We start from the raw sequence: 12,881 nt of genomic DNA on the forward strand, positions 1-12,881 counted from the left end.
GTGACTTTCATCTCCATTGTGAAAGCAGTTTCGCCATTGTGGGACCAGGCCGCCTCGCTGTCAACGGGCCGCGTGTCGAGAGCTCCTCAGGCGCCGGTGAGCTCTCGGACGACGTCGACGACGTGGCGCGTGGTGCCAGGGTCGAGCGTGATGGGGGACTGCTGGTCGGAGCGTCAGCGGGGCAGCGTCGTGCCGCGGAGGTGCAGGGTCCACGGAGCGGCGACCCTGACGCCGTCGGTAGGCGTCCTGCCCTCCATCCGGTCCAGGAGCATCGAGCACACCTGGTCGAAGATGGGCTCCGGCCCCACCGTGGTGAGTGCGGGGTCGCCCTCCTGGCCCTCGGTGGAGTTGCCGACGCCCATGATCTGGAGGTCCTGCGGCACACGCAGACCCAGTCGGAACGCCGCGCGCAGGACCTGCAGCGCCTCCATGTCGTCCGTCGCGAAGACGGCGGTGGGCGGGACGTCGAGGCGCAGGAGGTCGAGCGCCGCCGTGTAGGCGAGGTCCCGACGGTGGTGCGACGTGCGGACGAGCCCTTCGTCGACGGGGAGGCCCGCCCGCTCGAGGCCGGCGACGTAGCCGCTGTATCTCGACGGGCGCGCGCGGTGGCTCTCCGGGGCGCGTCTGATGCACGCGATCCGCGAGTGCCTCGCGGTGAGAAAGTCCATCCCCTCGGCGACGCCCGCATCCGGTTCGGGCGCGAGGACGTCGAAACCGGCGGGTTCCATGGCGTCGGAGATGACCACCTGGGCCACCCCGCGGCCGGCCAGCTCCGTCACGGTCCGGTCCCGGGGGACACCCTCGGGAATGAAGCCGAGGATCACGCCGTCGGCCCCTCCCGAGAGCATGAACTGCCGCCATGCGTCGCCGAGGACGACCACCACCTGGTAGCCGTGCGCGGGAAAGAAGCGGGCCGCCGCACCGGCAAGGGCACGGTCCCACGGCCAGTCGAGGTCACCGATCGCCACCGCCACCAGGTCGGTCCGTCCCCGTCGCATGCCGCGCGCCGCCTGGCTGGGGACGTATCCGAGTGCGGCGGCGGCTTCCTTGACCCGCTTCCGGGTGGACTCGCCGACGCGGGTCGTCCCGCCCTGGGCCCCCGACAGCACGTGGGACACGGTCGAGGGAGCGACTCCGGCAAGGTGGGCGACGTCGCGGATGGTCGGCTTGGGCTTGCGTTCCATCGCGCCCCTCGTCCTGGGTGGTGCGGTCGGTCCGTACCCTAGCGCCGCGGGATCGGCTGCTGCGGGACGCCCGGTCGGTACCGGGAGCCCCGGGGGGTGACATCGATGGGCGCCTCAGGCACTATGGTCCACGTCACACATGATGAAACGTTGCATCATGCCGTCTCGCCGACCACGCCACGCGACAGGGGACTTCCCATGGCCTTGAGCACCCGACTCCGACTCGGCATCGCCGTGATGATCACGGCAGCGGTGGGGATGGGGCCGCCCTCGGCCCTGGCGGCCCCCTCCGGCAGCCCGGACTCCGCGCACGACTCCCGCGGCGCGGTCTCCCGGGCGTTCAACAACGTGGGCATCACCGATGCCCGGACGCTGGGCCGGGGTCAGCTGAGCTCCAGCGGGTCCTCCTTCAGCGCCTCGAGCCTGGCCGACGCCGGATACGGTCCCGGGGCGCAGGTCACCGTGGGGGGCCTCGACTTCACCATGCCGCGCACGAGGCCCGGCACGCCCGACAACGTCGCCCCGTCGACGGTGCCCACGACGATCAAGCTGCGCGGCCAGGGCAACGCCATCGCGTTCCTGGCCACGACGACCAGCAACAACCGCCCCTTCAACGTCACGGTGAAGTACGAGGACCGCACCGAGCTGAGGACGTTCGCCACCACCAACACCTGGTCCACCCAGACGCCCGACGAGCTCGGCGTCGTCCAGGACGCGTTCCGCGTTCCGGGCCGCAACACGCCGACCACCGAGAACGCCGACGCGGACACCCTGTACGGGATGTTCGTCAGCGGCATCACCATCGACCCGGACCGGAAGGTCAGGGAGATCCAGGTCAGCGGCAACGGGCAGGCCCACATCTTCGACGCCCGGATCGTGACGGTGGCGCAGCCGTTCGGCGTCGATCCCCGGGGCGGGCGGACGCCGCAGCCCGACAGCTGCGATCCGCTGGTCGAGGGACAGGGCATCTGCGACGCGCAGGAGGCGGGCATCTTCGAGAAGGCCGACCCCTCGGCCCACCTGCAGTACAGGACGAGCACGGGGGAGCTGCCCCGGGACGCCAGTGCGTTCTACAACGAGATCACGCCGCTGAGCAGCGCACCGGGCACGTACTTCATGACCAACGGCTTCGCCGGCGGCTACTTCGGCATCCAGGAGCTCGAGGACTCGTCCAAGATCGCCATCTTCTCGATCTTCGGCCCCGCCAAGGGCGAGGTCCCGGACGACCGGCTGGCCTCGCAGGTGCTCTACGCCGTCCCCGGTGGCGACCTGGTGATCCACGGCGAGTACGCCGGCGGCCCCAGCATCCGCATCCCGTTCGACTGGGACCTGGGCACGACCTACTCGACGATGATCACCGAGCAGGGCGACGACTCCGACGGAAACGCCAGGATTGTCACGGCGTGGATCAACAAGAACCCCGTCGGGAAGACGCCGGACTGGACGCGGCTGATGACCGTGCGCACCGAGCGCCCGGCCGCCCACGAACGGCTGGACGGCCTGTACTCCTTCGTCGAGGACTTCGTCCGCGACGACCAGTTCACGGCGGGACGTGCGCGCACCGCCTCGTACGGCAACGCCTTCACCTTCTCGCCGGCCAAGGACCGCTGGGTCCCGCTGTCGAAGGTCTCGTTCACGGGCCAGATGTCGCGCCTGTTCACGATCCAGAACGACGCGTTCCCCACCCCGAACGAGCCGTGCAAGGTCACCGAGACGGTGACCGGCAGCTCCATCCCCCTCGAGCAGGCACGCTCGAACGTCAACTCGATCTGGGACACGTCCGCCAGGTCGTGCACGTCGCCGGGGACGATCCCCCCGGTCGAGGCCGTCCGCAAGGGCGCCCCGCTGTACGGGCAGGAGACCTTTGCCAGCATCAGCGCCGAGGTGCACGGCCGGACGCTGGTGGTCAGCGGTTCGCCCTACGCCAACGACGAACCCGTGTCGGTGAGCGTCGACGGAGCCGAGGTGGCGACGACGGCGACTGCCGACGCCACCGGCGATCTGGAGCGTGTGCGGATCGAGCTGCCCGAGGTGCTGTCGCCGGGAAGCCACGAGCTCGTCGTCACCGGCGCATCGAGCGGCCTGAGCGGCTCGACCACGGTGACGGTTCCCTAGGCTAGAGAGGGCCCGGGGCGGTCGGGGCCACCACCGGCGACCGCCCCGGGAACCTCGCACACGAGCTCCCGAAGGGCACGACCATGCAGCTCACCGCTGAGAAGCGCCTCGACGGCGACGTCGTCGAGCGCGAGCTCACCCTCGGCGAGATCCCCGGCATCCTGTGGACGCCCGCGTCCGCCTCGGTGTCCGCACCGGTGCCGCTGATCCTGCTCGGCCACCCGGGCGGACTGGACAGGATGTACCCCCGGCTGGCGGGGCGGGCCCGGCGCTGCGCGGCGGACGGCTTCGCCGCCGCAACGATCGAGCTCCCGGGGGGCGGTAGCCGGCCCCGCCTGGCCGACGTCGAGCAGGCCCGCGCCGATCTGCGCGGGGCGCTCGCGGCGGGCGAGCCGGTCGACGACGAGATCGTTGACCGGCTGGTCCTCCCGCTGGTCGAGCAGGCGGTCCCGGAGTGGCGGTCCACCCTGGACGCCCTCCTGGCGCTGCCCGAGATCCGCGGCCCGGTGGGGTTCTCGGGCGGGGTGACCGCCATCGGCATCCGGCTGGCGGTGGTCGAACAGCGCATCGCGGCCGCCGGTCTCTTCGCCGGGAGCTTCGTTCCCCGCACCATGGTCGACGAGGCCCGTCAGGTCACGATCCCGCTGCACGTCCTGCTGCAGTGGGACGACGAGGGGAACGACCGGCAGCTGGCGCTCGAGCTCTTCGACGCCTTCGGCTCCCAGGAGAAGACGCTTCAGGCCAACCTGGGTGGGCACACCGGAGTCCCGCCGTTCGCGGGGGACGACGCGGCCAGGTTCTTCGTCCGGCACCTGACGTGAGCCCGGGCGGGCAAAGCGGTCCGGGTCGCCCGGTGGTCACGCGAGGTTGACCCCCGTCAGCTCCTCGGAGACCGCCCAGAGGCGGGACGCTTCCTGCGCGCTGCGCAGCGGCGCCCACGGCCTCTGCTCCCCGGGCGGGCCGCCGGCGTTCCCGGGCCACCGCGGCCCGTAGAAGCCGCCGTCCTTCGCCCGGGGCGAGGTCGCGGCCATCAGGGCGGGGAGCGTCGCGGTCTCGACCGTGCCCACGAGGAGGCCCCGCGCCGAGAGCCAGCGGATCAGGCGCACGTCCCGGGTGTCCGACGCGCGGCCCACCTCCGGGCGCGCTGCGAGCAGGCTGGTCGGGGCGACCCCGGGATGCGAGACGTTGCTCGTGATCCCCCAGCCCGCGGCACTACTACGGCGGCTGAGCTCGAGGCCGAACAGGCCGCACGCGATCTTCGACTGCCGGTAGGAGCGCATGCCGTCATACTCGCGTTCCCCGCCCAGGTCGTCCCAGGCGATCGCGCCGCGACGCGCGGCGATGCTCGTCTGGGTGGTCACCCGCGCGCGTCCGGCCCTGAGCAGAGGCAGGAGGTGGCCGGTGAGCGCGAAGTGGCCCAGGTGGTTGGTGCCGAGCTGCAGCTCGAACCCGTCGACGGTGGTCTGCCGCTCGGGCGGCGTCATCACCCCCGCGTTGTTGACGAGGAGATGGATCGGCTCTCCGTCGGCGACGAGCTCCTTGCCGAGAGCGGCCACCGACTCCAGGGACGAGAGGTCCAGCTCCCGCAGCGAGAGCCTGGCGTCGGGGTGCTGCCGGCGGATCCGCTCGACCGCCGCCTCTCCCTTGCGCCGGTTGCGGACCGGCATGACGACCTCGGCCCCCGCGCCGGCGAGCCGGGTCGCGATGCCGAGCCCGATGCCGTCGCTGGCCCCGGTGACCAGTGCTCGCCGTCCAGAGAGGTCGGGGATGGTGATGTCGTACCGCCTGCGTGCCATGGGCTCACTCCGACGTCGTGTGGTGGGTGCGCACCTGCGCGGTGCCTGACTCCGAGGCTCCCCGACGTGGAGCGAGTTATCCACGGCCCGACGATCCGTGGATGAGCGGCGCGGTCCAGGAGACGATGTACGGGTGATCGATCGTGCAGGCCTGGCCGAGTTCCTCCGCCGTCGCCGTGAGGCGTTGCAGCCGGAGGACGTGGGGCTGCCCCGTGGACCGCGTCGGCGGACCAGCGGGCTGCGCCGGGAGGAGGTCGCGGCCCTGTGCCACATGTCGACCGACTACTACTCCCGCCTGGAGCGCGAGCGCGGCCCGCATCCGTCGGAGCAGATGATCGCCTCGATCGCCCAGGGGCTGCACCTCTCGCGCGACGAGCGCGACCACCTGTTCCGCCTCGCCGGTCACCGCCCACCGCTGCAGGGCCCCGGCAGCGACCACATCAGCCCGGGGCTGCTGCGGATCTTCGACCGGCTTGCCGACACCCCGGCCGAGATCGTCACCGAGCTGGGCGAGACGCTGCGGCAGACCGGGCCGGGGGCCGCGCTCGTCGGGGACCTGAGCCGGTACACCGGACCGGCGCGGAGCATCGAGTACCGGTGGTTCACCGACCCGGCCGTCCGCGGCCTCTACCCGCCGGACGACCACGAGTTCTACTCGCGCATGTACGCCTCGGGGCTCCGGACAGTCCTAGCCCTGCGCGGACCGGAGTCCAAGGCCGCCCGTCTCGCCGACCTGCTCCTCGCCCGCAGCGACGAGTTCCGCGCCCTGTGGGAGCGGCACGAGGTCGGCATCACCCCGCACCAGGTCAAGCGCTTCCAGCATCCCGCCGTCGGGCTCCTGGAGCTGAGCTGCCAGATCCTCCTCGACCCCGAGCAGTCGCACTCGCTGCTGGTCTACACCGCGGCGCCGGGAAGCGAGAGCTACGAGCGGCTCCAGCTGCTGTCCATGGTCGGAGCGCAGTCGCCGGCACGAGACCAGGTGGCAGGGGGAGGCGGGGAGACGCGGGAACGGTGAGGGACGACGGCTAGGCTTCCCGGGTGCTCGAGCCCGCCCCCCTGATCGCCGGGCTCCCGTGGACCGGCTGGGCCGTCGCCGCCCTGGTCGCGCTGCTCGTCGGTTTCTCCAAGACGGCGCTCGGCGGCCTGGGCATGATCGCCGCGGCGCTCATGGCGCTCGTCATCCCCGCGAAGGACTCGACGGGCGCGGTGCTCCTGCTGCTGGTGACGGGCGACCTCGTCGCGATCTGGGCCTATCGCCGGCACGCCGACTTCCGGGTGATCGGGCGGCTGCTCGTGCCGGTCCTGGCGGGCGTTGCGCTCGGCGCGGTCTTCCTGACCATGGTCAGCGACGACGTCATGCGCCGCACGATCGGCGCGATCCTGCTCGCCCTGCTGGTGCTCAACCTCTGGCGGGACCGCCTGCGCGCCGACACGCGGGTGGCCACCGTGGGCTACGGCGGCCTGGCCGGCTTCACGACGATGGTGGCCAACGCCGGGGGCCCGCCCATGAGTCTCTACCTGCTGGCCGCCCGCTACGAGAAGTGGCGGTTCCTCGGCACCACGGCGTGGTTCTTCTTCACGGTGAACCTGATCAAGCTGCCCGTCGCCGTCGGCGTGGGGATCGTGCGCACCGAGACGGTGGCGCTGTGGGCGGTGCTCGCGCCGCTCGTGCTGGTCGGGACGTGGATCGGGCGGCGGGTCATCGGTCACGTCGACCAGCAGCTGTTCGAGCGACTGGTCACCCTGTTCGTGGCCGCCGCGGCCCTGAACCTGCTGCTGCTCTAGCTAGGCTCCCGGCATGCCGACCCAGATCCCGCTCCGGACCGGTCACCTGCGTGTGGGTGGCGGCGACGAGCTGTACTACGAGGTGGCGGGAAACCCGGAGGGCGCGGCGGTGCTGTGGCTGCACGGGGGTCCCGGCGGCGGAGCCGGAGCCGGCCACCGACGTCGGATCGACCCGACGCGACAGCTGTCGGTCACGTTCGACCAGCGGGGCTGCGGCCGCAGCCGGCCGCTGGTGACCGAGCGCCTGGACCGGCTCGACGAGAACACCACGCCGGCGCAGATCGACGACATCGAGGCGCTGCGCCGGCACCTGGGGATCGACCGGTGGATGGTGACCGGCGCGTCCTGGGGGACCACGCTGGCGCTCGCCTACGCGCAGGCCCACCCGGAGCGGGTCACGGGCCTCGGGCTGTTCGCGGTGACGACCACGTCGACGGCGGAGGTCGAGTGGATCACCGAGTCGATCGGGCGGGTGTTCCCCGAGGAGTGGGAGGCCTTCGCCGGTGCGGTCGAGCGCGCCCCGGGGGAGCGGGTGGTGGACGCCTACGCGCGTGCCCTGCGCGACGCCGACGTCGAGGTCCGTCGTCGTGCCGCGGCGGCGTGGGGTCGGTGGGAGGACACGCACGTCTCGCTCGGACCGGGCTGGCAGCCCGACCCGCGCTGGCACACGCCCCCGACCCGCGACGTGCTCGCCACGCTGGTGACGCACTACTGGTCCCACTCGGGCTTCGGGGGCGACGACATCCTCGGGCGGATGGAGCGGCTCGACGGGATCCCCGGTGTGCTCGTCCACGGCCGCCGCGACATCTCCGGCCCGGCGGTCACGGCGTGGGAGCTCCACCGGGCCTGGCCCGGCAGCGAGCTGACGATCCTGGACGAGGGTCATGGCGGCCCCGGGTCGGTCGCCGCCCTGAAGCGGGCGATCGCCGAGATCGCCTCCTGACGACGGGGTCCGGTGACAGGTCGCGCGGCAACCGGCTCGCCCAGGCCTGTCACCCGGCGGGGCGCGGCGGCGCGGCCGGCAGCCGCACGGTGACGCGGAGCCCCCCGCCCGGCCGGGGGGCGAGGGTGAGGTCAGCGTCGTGCGCCCGGGCGATGCTCTGGACGATCGCCAGGCCGAGGCCGACGCCCGCGTGGTCGGCGCGGACCCGTTCGGTGCCGCGCTGGAACGGCTCGGTGAGCGTCGCGACCACCTCGGGGGCGACCGCCTCGCCCGTGTTCTCGACGGTGAGCGCGACGGACCCCGGCCGGGCGACGGTGCCGACCCGCACGGTGCCGCCGCCGTCGGGAAGGTTGTGGACGATCGCGTTGTGCACGAGGTTCGTGGTCAGCTGCAGCAGCAGGGCCGGCGACCCGACGGCGGGGGCGAAGTCGCCGGCCGTCTCGAGGGAGATGCCGCGCTTCTCCGCGAGGGGCAGCAGCGTCTCGGTCGCCTCCTCGGCGAGGAGGGACAGGTCGACGCGCTCGGCCGTGAAGGACCGCCTGTCGGCGCGGCTGAGCAGGAGCAGCGCCTCGGTAAGGTCGATCGCGCGGGCGTTGACGGCGTGCAGGCGGTCGAGGAGCTCGCCGGTGTCGTGGCCCGGGTCGCTGCGCGCGACGTCGAGCAGCGCCTGGGTGGTCGCCAGCGGGGTGCGCAGCTCGTGGGAGGCGTTGGCCGCGAACCGTCGTTGCTCGGCGACGTGCGCCTCGAGCCGCGCGAGCATGGCGTCGAAGGCGTCGGCGAGCTCCCGGAACTCGTCGTCGGGGCCCGGCAGCCGGATGCGGTGCGACAGGGAGCCGCCGGCGGCACGCCGGGTGGCGGCGGTGATGCGGTTCAGCGGGGCGAGCATGCGGCCGGCGAGGAGCCACCCGCCCACCAGCCCGAACACCAGGAGGCACGCCATCGCCGTGGCCGCCCGCGGAGCGAACGCGCGCTCGAGGTCGGACCGGTTGGGGATGAACTGCCCGGGGCCGGGCCGGTCGATGGTGATCAGCACCGACTCGGGCACGTACCGCAGCAGGAACACCCACACCACCGCCAGCAGCAGGGCGCCCGCGACCATGAGGAACGCCGCGTAGCTGAGGGTGAGCTTGAGGCGGACACTCGGGCCGGGCCGCCTATCCACGGTCCACGTCTCCCTCGGTCTCGCCGCCGGAAGCCCTCTCGTCGTCGGTCGTGTCGATGCGGTAGCCGACGCCGGGCACGGTGGCGATGAGCCACGGCTCCCCGAGCCGCTTGCGCAGCGCCGAGACCGTGATGCGCACGGCGTTGGTGAACGGGTCGGCGTTCTCGTCCCACGCGCGCTCGAGGAGCTCCTCGGCGCTGACGACGCCGCCGTCGGCGGCGACCAGCACCTCCAGCACGGCGAACTGCTTGCGGGTCAGCGCGACGTACCTTCCGTCGCGGTAGACCTCGCGGCGGAACGGGTCCAGACGCAGGCCCGCGAGCTCGCGCACGGGTGGCCGGTGGTGGGCCCGACGCCGGTCCAGCGCCCGGAGCCGGAGCACGAGCTCGCGCAGCTCGAAGGGCTTGGTGAGGTAGTCGTCGGCGCCGAGCTCGAACCCGGACTCCTTGTCGTCGAGCCGGTCCGCCGCGGTGAGCATGAGGATCGGCGTGCCGCTGCCGGAGGCGACGATGTGCGCGGCGATCTCGTCTCCCGACGGCCCGGGGACGTCGCGGTCGAGGACGGCGATGTCGTAGGCGTTGACGCTCAGCAGCTCCAGGGCGGTGTGGCCGTCACCCGCGACGTCCGCCGCGATCGCCTCCAGGCGCAGCCCGTCGCGGACGGCGTCCGCCAGGTAGGGCTCGTCCTCGACGATCAGCACGCGCACGCCCTCGATGCTACGAGCCGTCGCATATCGCCGGCGTATCGAAATGCGCATACGCGCTGGCAACTGCCGGTCGCCTGGACTGGCCGGCATGGTCAACCTGAAACACGCGCGCACGGCGCCCCGCCGCGGTCGAGCGGCGGTCCTCGTCGTGCTCGGGGTCGTCGGCGTGGTCCTCGCCGGCGTCCTCACCTGGCCCTCCCTGGCGCCCTCGCCCTCGTCGCAGACGTCCGCGTCGACGTCGCGGACGTCCGCGACGTCGTCCGACGGCGCGCAGCGGCACGGAGGAAGCCACGGCGACCACCTCGCGGCGCCCGGCGAGCCCGGCGATCCGGGCGACACCGCCACCGACGCCGTGACCGTGCTCGACGACTCCGATCCCGACGTCGCGAACCTCGACCCCGCGCTGCTCGGCGCCCTGCGTGCCGCGGCGACGGATGCCGCCGACGACGGGGTGACGTTCCACGTCACCAGCGGCTGGCGCTCCGCGGAGCTCCAGGACCAGCTCTTCCGCGAGGCGGTCGCGAAGTACGGTTCGGCCGAGGAGGCCGCCCGATGGGTGGCCACGGCGGACACGTCGTCCCACGTCTCCGGCGACGCGGTCGACCTCGGTCCCACCGCCGCGACCGCGTGGCTGTCCGAGCACGGCGCCGCGTTCGGGCTGTGCCAGACGTACGCCAACGAGCCCTGGCACTACGAGCTGCACCCCGACGCGGCCGACGACGGCTGCCCGGCCATGTACCCCGACCCGACGCACGACCCGAGGATGCAGCAGTGATCACCACCCAGCAGCCCGCGCCCGACGCCGCGGAGTCCGGCGGGCACCGAGCGACCAGGGCCGCCCTGGTCGCGGGCCTCGTGGTCTACCTCGCCCTGCTCGCCTGGATCGTGCTGTGGAAGCTCGAGGTCCCGTGGGTCGGGGAAGGCGCACAGCGCGTGGTCAAGCTCGTGCCGTTTGCCCCGACCGCCGGCTCCGGTGCCAGCGCGCCCGGCGAGGTACTCGTGAACCTGCTGCTCTTCGTCCCCGTGGGCCTCTACCTCGGCCTGGCCGCGCCGGCGTGGCCGTGGTGGAGGTCCGCGGCCGCGGTCGCCGGGGTGAGCCTGGTCCTCGAGGCCGCCCAGTACGCGCTCGCAGTCGGGCGGTCCGACGCGACCGACGTCGTCGTCAACACCGCCGGTGGCCTGGTCGGGTTCGGCCTGCTCGCGCTGGCACGCCGCGGGCTCGGGGCGCGGGCGGCCCGCGTCATGACGCGGGTCTGCTCGGTCGTGACCGTGCTCGCCCTGCTCGCGAGCGGGCTCTTCGTCGCGTCTCCGGTGCGCTTCGCGGCGCCGGACGGCGGCGCGGGCCTCCATCGCTCCGTGCCCGGCGGGCCGCCCGGCACGGGGTCGACGGGGGACGCCCCCGACTGAGGCCCCTCAGGCGACACACTCAGTCGAGTTGTCTGTCGCCTGAGTCTGCGGTTCCGCTGCGGGCGAGTGCCTCGTTCCTCGGCCCTCACCCTGCGCTGCACCTCCGCCTCAGTCGAGGTCGAACTCGTTGCCCTCGACGTCCTGCATGCAGACGCATGACTCCTCGATGCCGTCGGCGTACAGCGTCCGCACGTGCGTCGCGCCGAGCGCGACCAGCCGATCCCGCTCGGCCTCGAGCGTCGCGAGCCGCTCGTCGCCGACCAGCCCGGTGCCGACCCGCACGTCGAGGTGCACCCGGTTCTTGACGACCTTGCCCTCGGGGACGCGCTGGAAGAACAGCCGCGGGCCCACGCCCGTGGGGTCGACGCACGCGAACGCCGAGCCCTGACGGTCCTCCGGCAGCGAGCGGTCGAACTCGTCCCACGAGGCGAACCCCTCCGGGGGTGGCGGTACGACGTACCCCAGCACCTCGCACCAGAAGCGCGCGACCCGCTCCGGGTCCGCGCAGTCGAACGTGACCTGGACCTGCCTGACCGACGTCATCGGCCCACCATAACGGCGCGGGCCGTCCGGCTGGTCGCCGTCGTGGCCGGGAAGCCCGTCCGGGTTCCACCCGTGACGGCGATCCTGCGGGCGTACTGTCGAACGCGGGGAGAGAACGCAAGCAAACGTCCCGACCCGGTGTGCGATGCCAACGTCTGCGCCGAGCCCGACCCGCAGCAGTGCAACGACGCACCCATGGGAGTTCCCGTGCGCACCCCACACCGCTTGACCGCCCTTGTCCTGTCAACGCTCCTCGCCGCGACGACCGCCGCGACGACCGCCGTCGCGTCGTCACCACGATCCGGCCACGACCCCGGGGACCCGTCGCTCCTGGTGACCGGCCTGTCGGGCGGGGGTGGCAGCACCATCGGCCCCGACGGGGCCCTGTACGTCACGGAGCCCGAAACGGGGGAGGTCTCCCGGGTCGACCGCCGCACCGGCGAGGTCTCGACCTTCGCGTCCGGCCTGCCCGAGCGGGTGCTCGGAACGCCCGGCGGGGCGCTCGACGTCGCGTTCCTCGGCCGCACCGCGTACGTCCTCGTGACCCTCGTCGAGCCCGACGACGCCTCGGGCCTCTACCGGGTCGACCGGTCCGGAGCCGTCGTGCCCGTCGCCGACATCGGCGCCTGGTCCGTCGCGAACCCGCCCGACACGGACTTCTTCGTGCCGACCGGCGTGCAGTTCGCCCTCGAGGCGCACCGCGGCGGCTTCCTCGTCACCGACGGACACCACAACCGGGTGTTGCGCGTGACGCCGCGCGGCTCGATCTCCGAGCTGATCGCACTCGACAACGTCGTCCCCACCGGCCTCGAGACGTTCGGCCGGACCGTCCTGGTCGCCCAGGCCGGACCGGTGCCGCACCTGCCCGAGGACGGGAAGGTCGTGGCGTTCCGACCGGGCTGGCCGGACACGGCGGAGATCGCCTCCGGCGGCCGGCTGCTCGTCGACGTGGAGCTCGGCCGCGGCGGGCTGTACGCGCTCTCGCAGGGTGTGTTCGATCCGGTCAACCCCGAGGGGTCGCCCGCCGAACCCGGCACCGGTCAGCTCATGAAGGCCGGGTGGGACGGGACCTTGCGTCCCGTCGCCGACGGGCTCGACCAACCGACGTCCGTCGAGATCGTCCGGGGCACGGCCTACGTCGTCACGCTCGGCGGGGAGGTGTGGACGGTCCGTCTCGGGCACGGCCACGGCTGGGGCCGCTGAACCGCAGAAACGTCGTGCGGGCTGCGCCGGGTCGTTC

General features: G+C 73.0%; 13 protein-coding genes. 8 read left to right on the forward strand and 5 right to left on the reverse strand.

Annotated elements, in window-relative coordinates; all coding sequences use genetic code 11:
- Positions 1-173 precede the first annotated feature (173 nt).
- A complete protein-coding gene (locus ABD254_RS09655) occupies positions 174-1,184 on the reverse strand; it encodes a LacI family DNA-binding transcriptional regulator (protein ID WP_344247951.1) in 1,011 nt (336 codons plus the stop codon).
- Between the two features lie 198 nt (positions 1,185-1,382).
- On the opposite strand from ABD254_RS09655, the gene ABD254_RS09660 reads away from it, so the two are divergent.
- A complete protein-coding gene (locus ABD254_RS09660; protein ID WP_344247953.1) occupies positions 1,383-3,299 on the forward strand; it encodes a DUF3472 domain-containing protein in 1,917 nt (638 codons plus the stop codon).
- An 83-nt stretch (positions 3,300-3,382) separates the two neighbouring features.
- A complete protein-coding gene (locus ABD254_RS09665) occupies positions 3,383-4,120 on the forward strand; it encodes a dienelactone hydrolase family protein (RefSeq protein WP_344247955.1) in 738 nt (245 codons plus the stop codon).
- Positions 4,121-4,156: 36 nt separating this feature from the next.
- On the opposite strand, the gene ABD254_RS09670 is transcribed toward ABD254_RS09665, so the two are convergent.
- Positions 4,157-5,095, reverse strand: coding sequence for an SDR family oxidoreductase (locus tag ABD254_RS09670; protein ID WP_344247957.1), 939 nt, complete (start codon positions 5,093-5,095; stop codon positions 4,157-4,159).
- A gap of 133 nt (positions 5,096-5,228) precedes the next feature.
- Here ABD254_RS09670 and ABD254_RS09675 point away from each other — a divergent pair, with 133 nt between their 5' ends.
- The 3 genes from ABD254_RS09675 to ABD254_RS09685 are packed head-to-tail and all read left to right on the forward strand — an operon-like array spanning position 5,229 to position 7,823.
- Entirely contained in the window at positions 5,229-6,110 is an 882-nt protein-coding gene (locus ABD254_RS09675; protein ID WP_344247959.1) for a helix-turn-helix transcriptional regulator, read from the forward strand.
- 23 nt (positions 6,111-6,133) lie between these two features.
- Positions 6,134-6,880, forward strand: a complete 747-nt coding sequence (locus ABD254_RS09680; RefSeq protein ID WP_344247961.1) for a sulfite exporter TauE/SafE family protein — start codon at positions 6,134-6,136, stop codon at positions 6,878-6,880.
- A gap of 13 nt (positions 6,881-6,893) precedes the next feature.
- Entirely contained in the window at positions 6,894-7,823 is a 930-nt protein-coding gene (locus tag ABD254_RS09685; RefSeq protein ID WP_344247963.1) for an alpha/beta fold hydrolase, read from the forward strand.
- 49 nt (positions 7,824-7,872) lie between these two features.
- Here ABD254_RS09685 and ABD254_RS09690 read toward each other — a convergent pair whose 3' ends face one another.
- Positions 7,873-8,985 (reverse strand): sensor histidine kinase, encoded by a 1,113-nt coding sequence (locus ABD254_RS09690; RefSeq protein ID WP_344247965.1) that lies wholly within the window; start codon positions 8,983-8,985, stop codon positions 7,873-7,875.
- Positions 8,978-9,691 (reverse strand): response regulator transcription factor, encoded by a 714-nt coding sequence (locus ABD254_RS09695; RefSeq protein ID WP_344247967.1) that lies wholly within the window; start codon positions 9,689-9,691, stop codon positions 8,978-8,980. Before ABD254_RS09695 ends, ABD254_RS09690 begins: the two co-directional genes overlap by 8 nt.
- 88 nt (positions 9,692-9,779) lie before the next feature.
- Between ABD254_RS09695 and ABD254_RS09700 the strand changes: the two genes are divergently transcribed.
- On the forward strand, positions 9,780-10,466 hold the full coding sequence (locus ABD254_RS09700; protein WP_344247969.1) for a M15 family metallopeptidase: 687 nt from the start codon (positions 9,780-9,782) through the stop codon (positions 10,464-10,466).
- The gene (locus ABD254_RS09705; RefSeq protein ID WP_344247971.1) at positions 10,463-11,098 is read left to right on the forward strand and encodes a VanZ family protein; all 636 of its coding nucleotides are present in this window, start codon (positions 10,463-10,465) and stop codon (positions 11,096-11,098) included. Before ABD254_RS09700 ends, ABD254_RS09705 begins: the two co-directional genes overlap by 4 nt.
- A gap of 108 nt (positions 11,099-11,206) precedes the next feature.
- On the opposite strand, the gene ABD254_RS09710 is transcribed toward ABD254_RS09705, so the two are convergent.
- Complete coding sequence (locus tag ABD254_RS09710) at positions 11,207-11,641, reverse strand: VOC family protein (RefSeq protein ID WP_344247973.1); 435 nt, start codon at positions 11,639-11,641, stop codon at positions 11,207-11,209.
- Between the two features lie 225 nt (positions 11,642-11,866).
- Between ABD254_RS09710 and ABD254_RS09715 the strand changes: the two genes are divergently transcribed.
- Positions 11,867-12,844 carry a ScyD/ScyE family protein gene (locus ABD254_RS09715; protein ID WP_344247975.1) on the forward strand — a complete coding sequence of 326 codons (978 nt, stop codon included), beginning with the start codon at positions 11,867-11,869 and terminating at the stop codon, positions 12,842-12,844.
- The last annotated feature ends 37 nt before the right edge of the window (positions 12,845-12,881 follow it).

It is taken from the genome of Isoptericola hypogeus (assembly GCF_039531145.1).
Taxonomy (GTDB): domain Bacteria; phylum Actinomycetota; class Actinomycetes; order Actinomycetales; family Cellulomonadaceae; genus Isoptericola; species Isoptericola hypogeus.

What these genes read in the sequence shown, in the direction of transcription:
- ABD254_RS09655 (WP_344247951.1), bottom strand. Translation starts at nt 1,184, where the DNA reads ATGGAACGCAAGCCCAAGCCGACCATCCGCGACGTCGCCCACCTTGCC.
- ABD254_RS09660 (WP_344247953.1), top strand. Translation starts at nt 1,383, where the DNA reads ATGGCCTTGAGCACCCGACTCCGACTCGGCATCGCCGTGATGATCACG.
- ABD254_RS09665 (WP_344247955.1), top strand. Translation starts at nt 3,383, where the DNA reads ATGCAGCTCACCGCTGAGAAGCGCCTCGACGGCGACGTCGTCGAGCGC.
- ABD254_RS09670 (WP_344247957.1), bottom strand. Translation starts at nt 5,095, where the DNA reads ATGGCACGCAGGCGGTACGACATCACCATCCCCGACCTCTCTGGACGG.
- ABD254_RS09685 (WP_344247963.1), top strand. Translation starts at nt 6,894, where the DNA reads ATGCCGACCCAGATCCCGCTCCGGACCGGTCACCTGCGTGTGGGTGGC.
- ABD254_RS09700 (WP_344247969.1), top strand. Translation starts at nt 9,780, where the DNA reads ATGGTCAACCTGAAACACGCGCGCACGGCGCCCCGCCGCGGTCGAGCG.
- ABD254_RS09710 (WP_344247973.1), bottom strand. Translation starts at nt 11,641, where the DNA reads ATGACGTCGGTCAGGCAGGTCCAGGTCACGTTCGACTGCGCGGACCCG.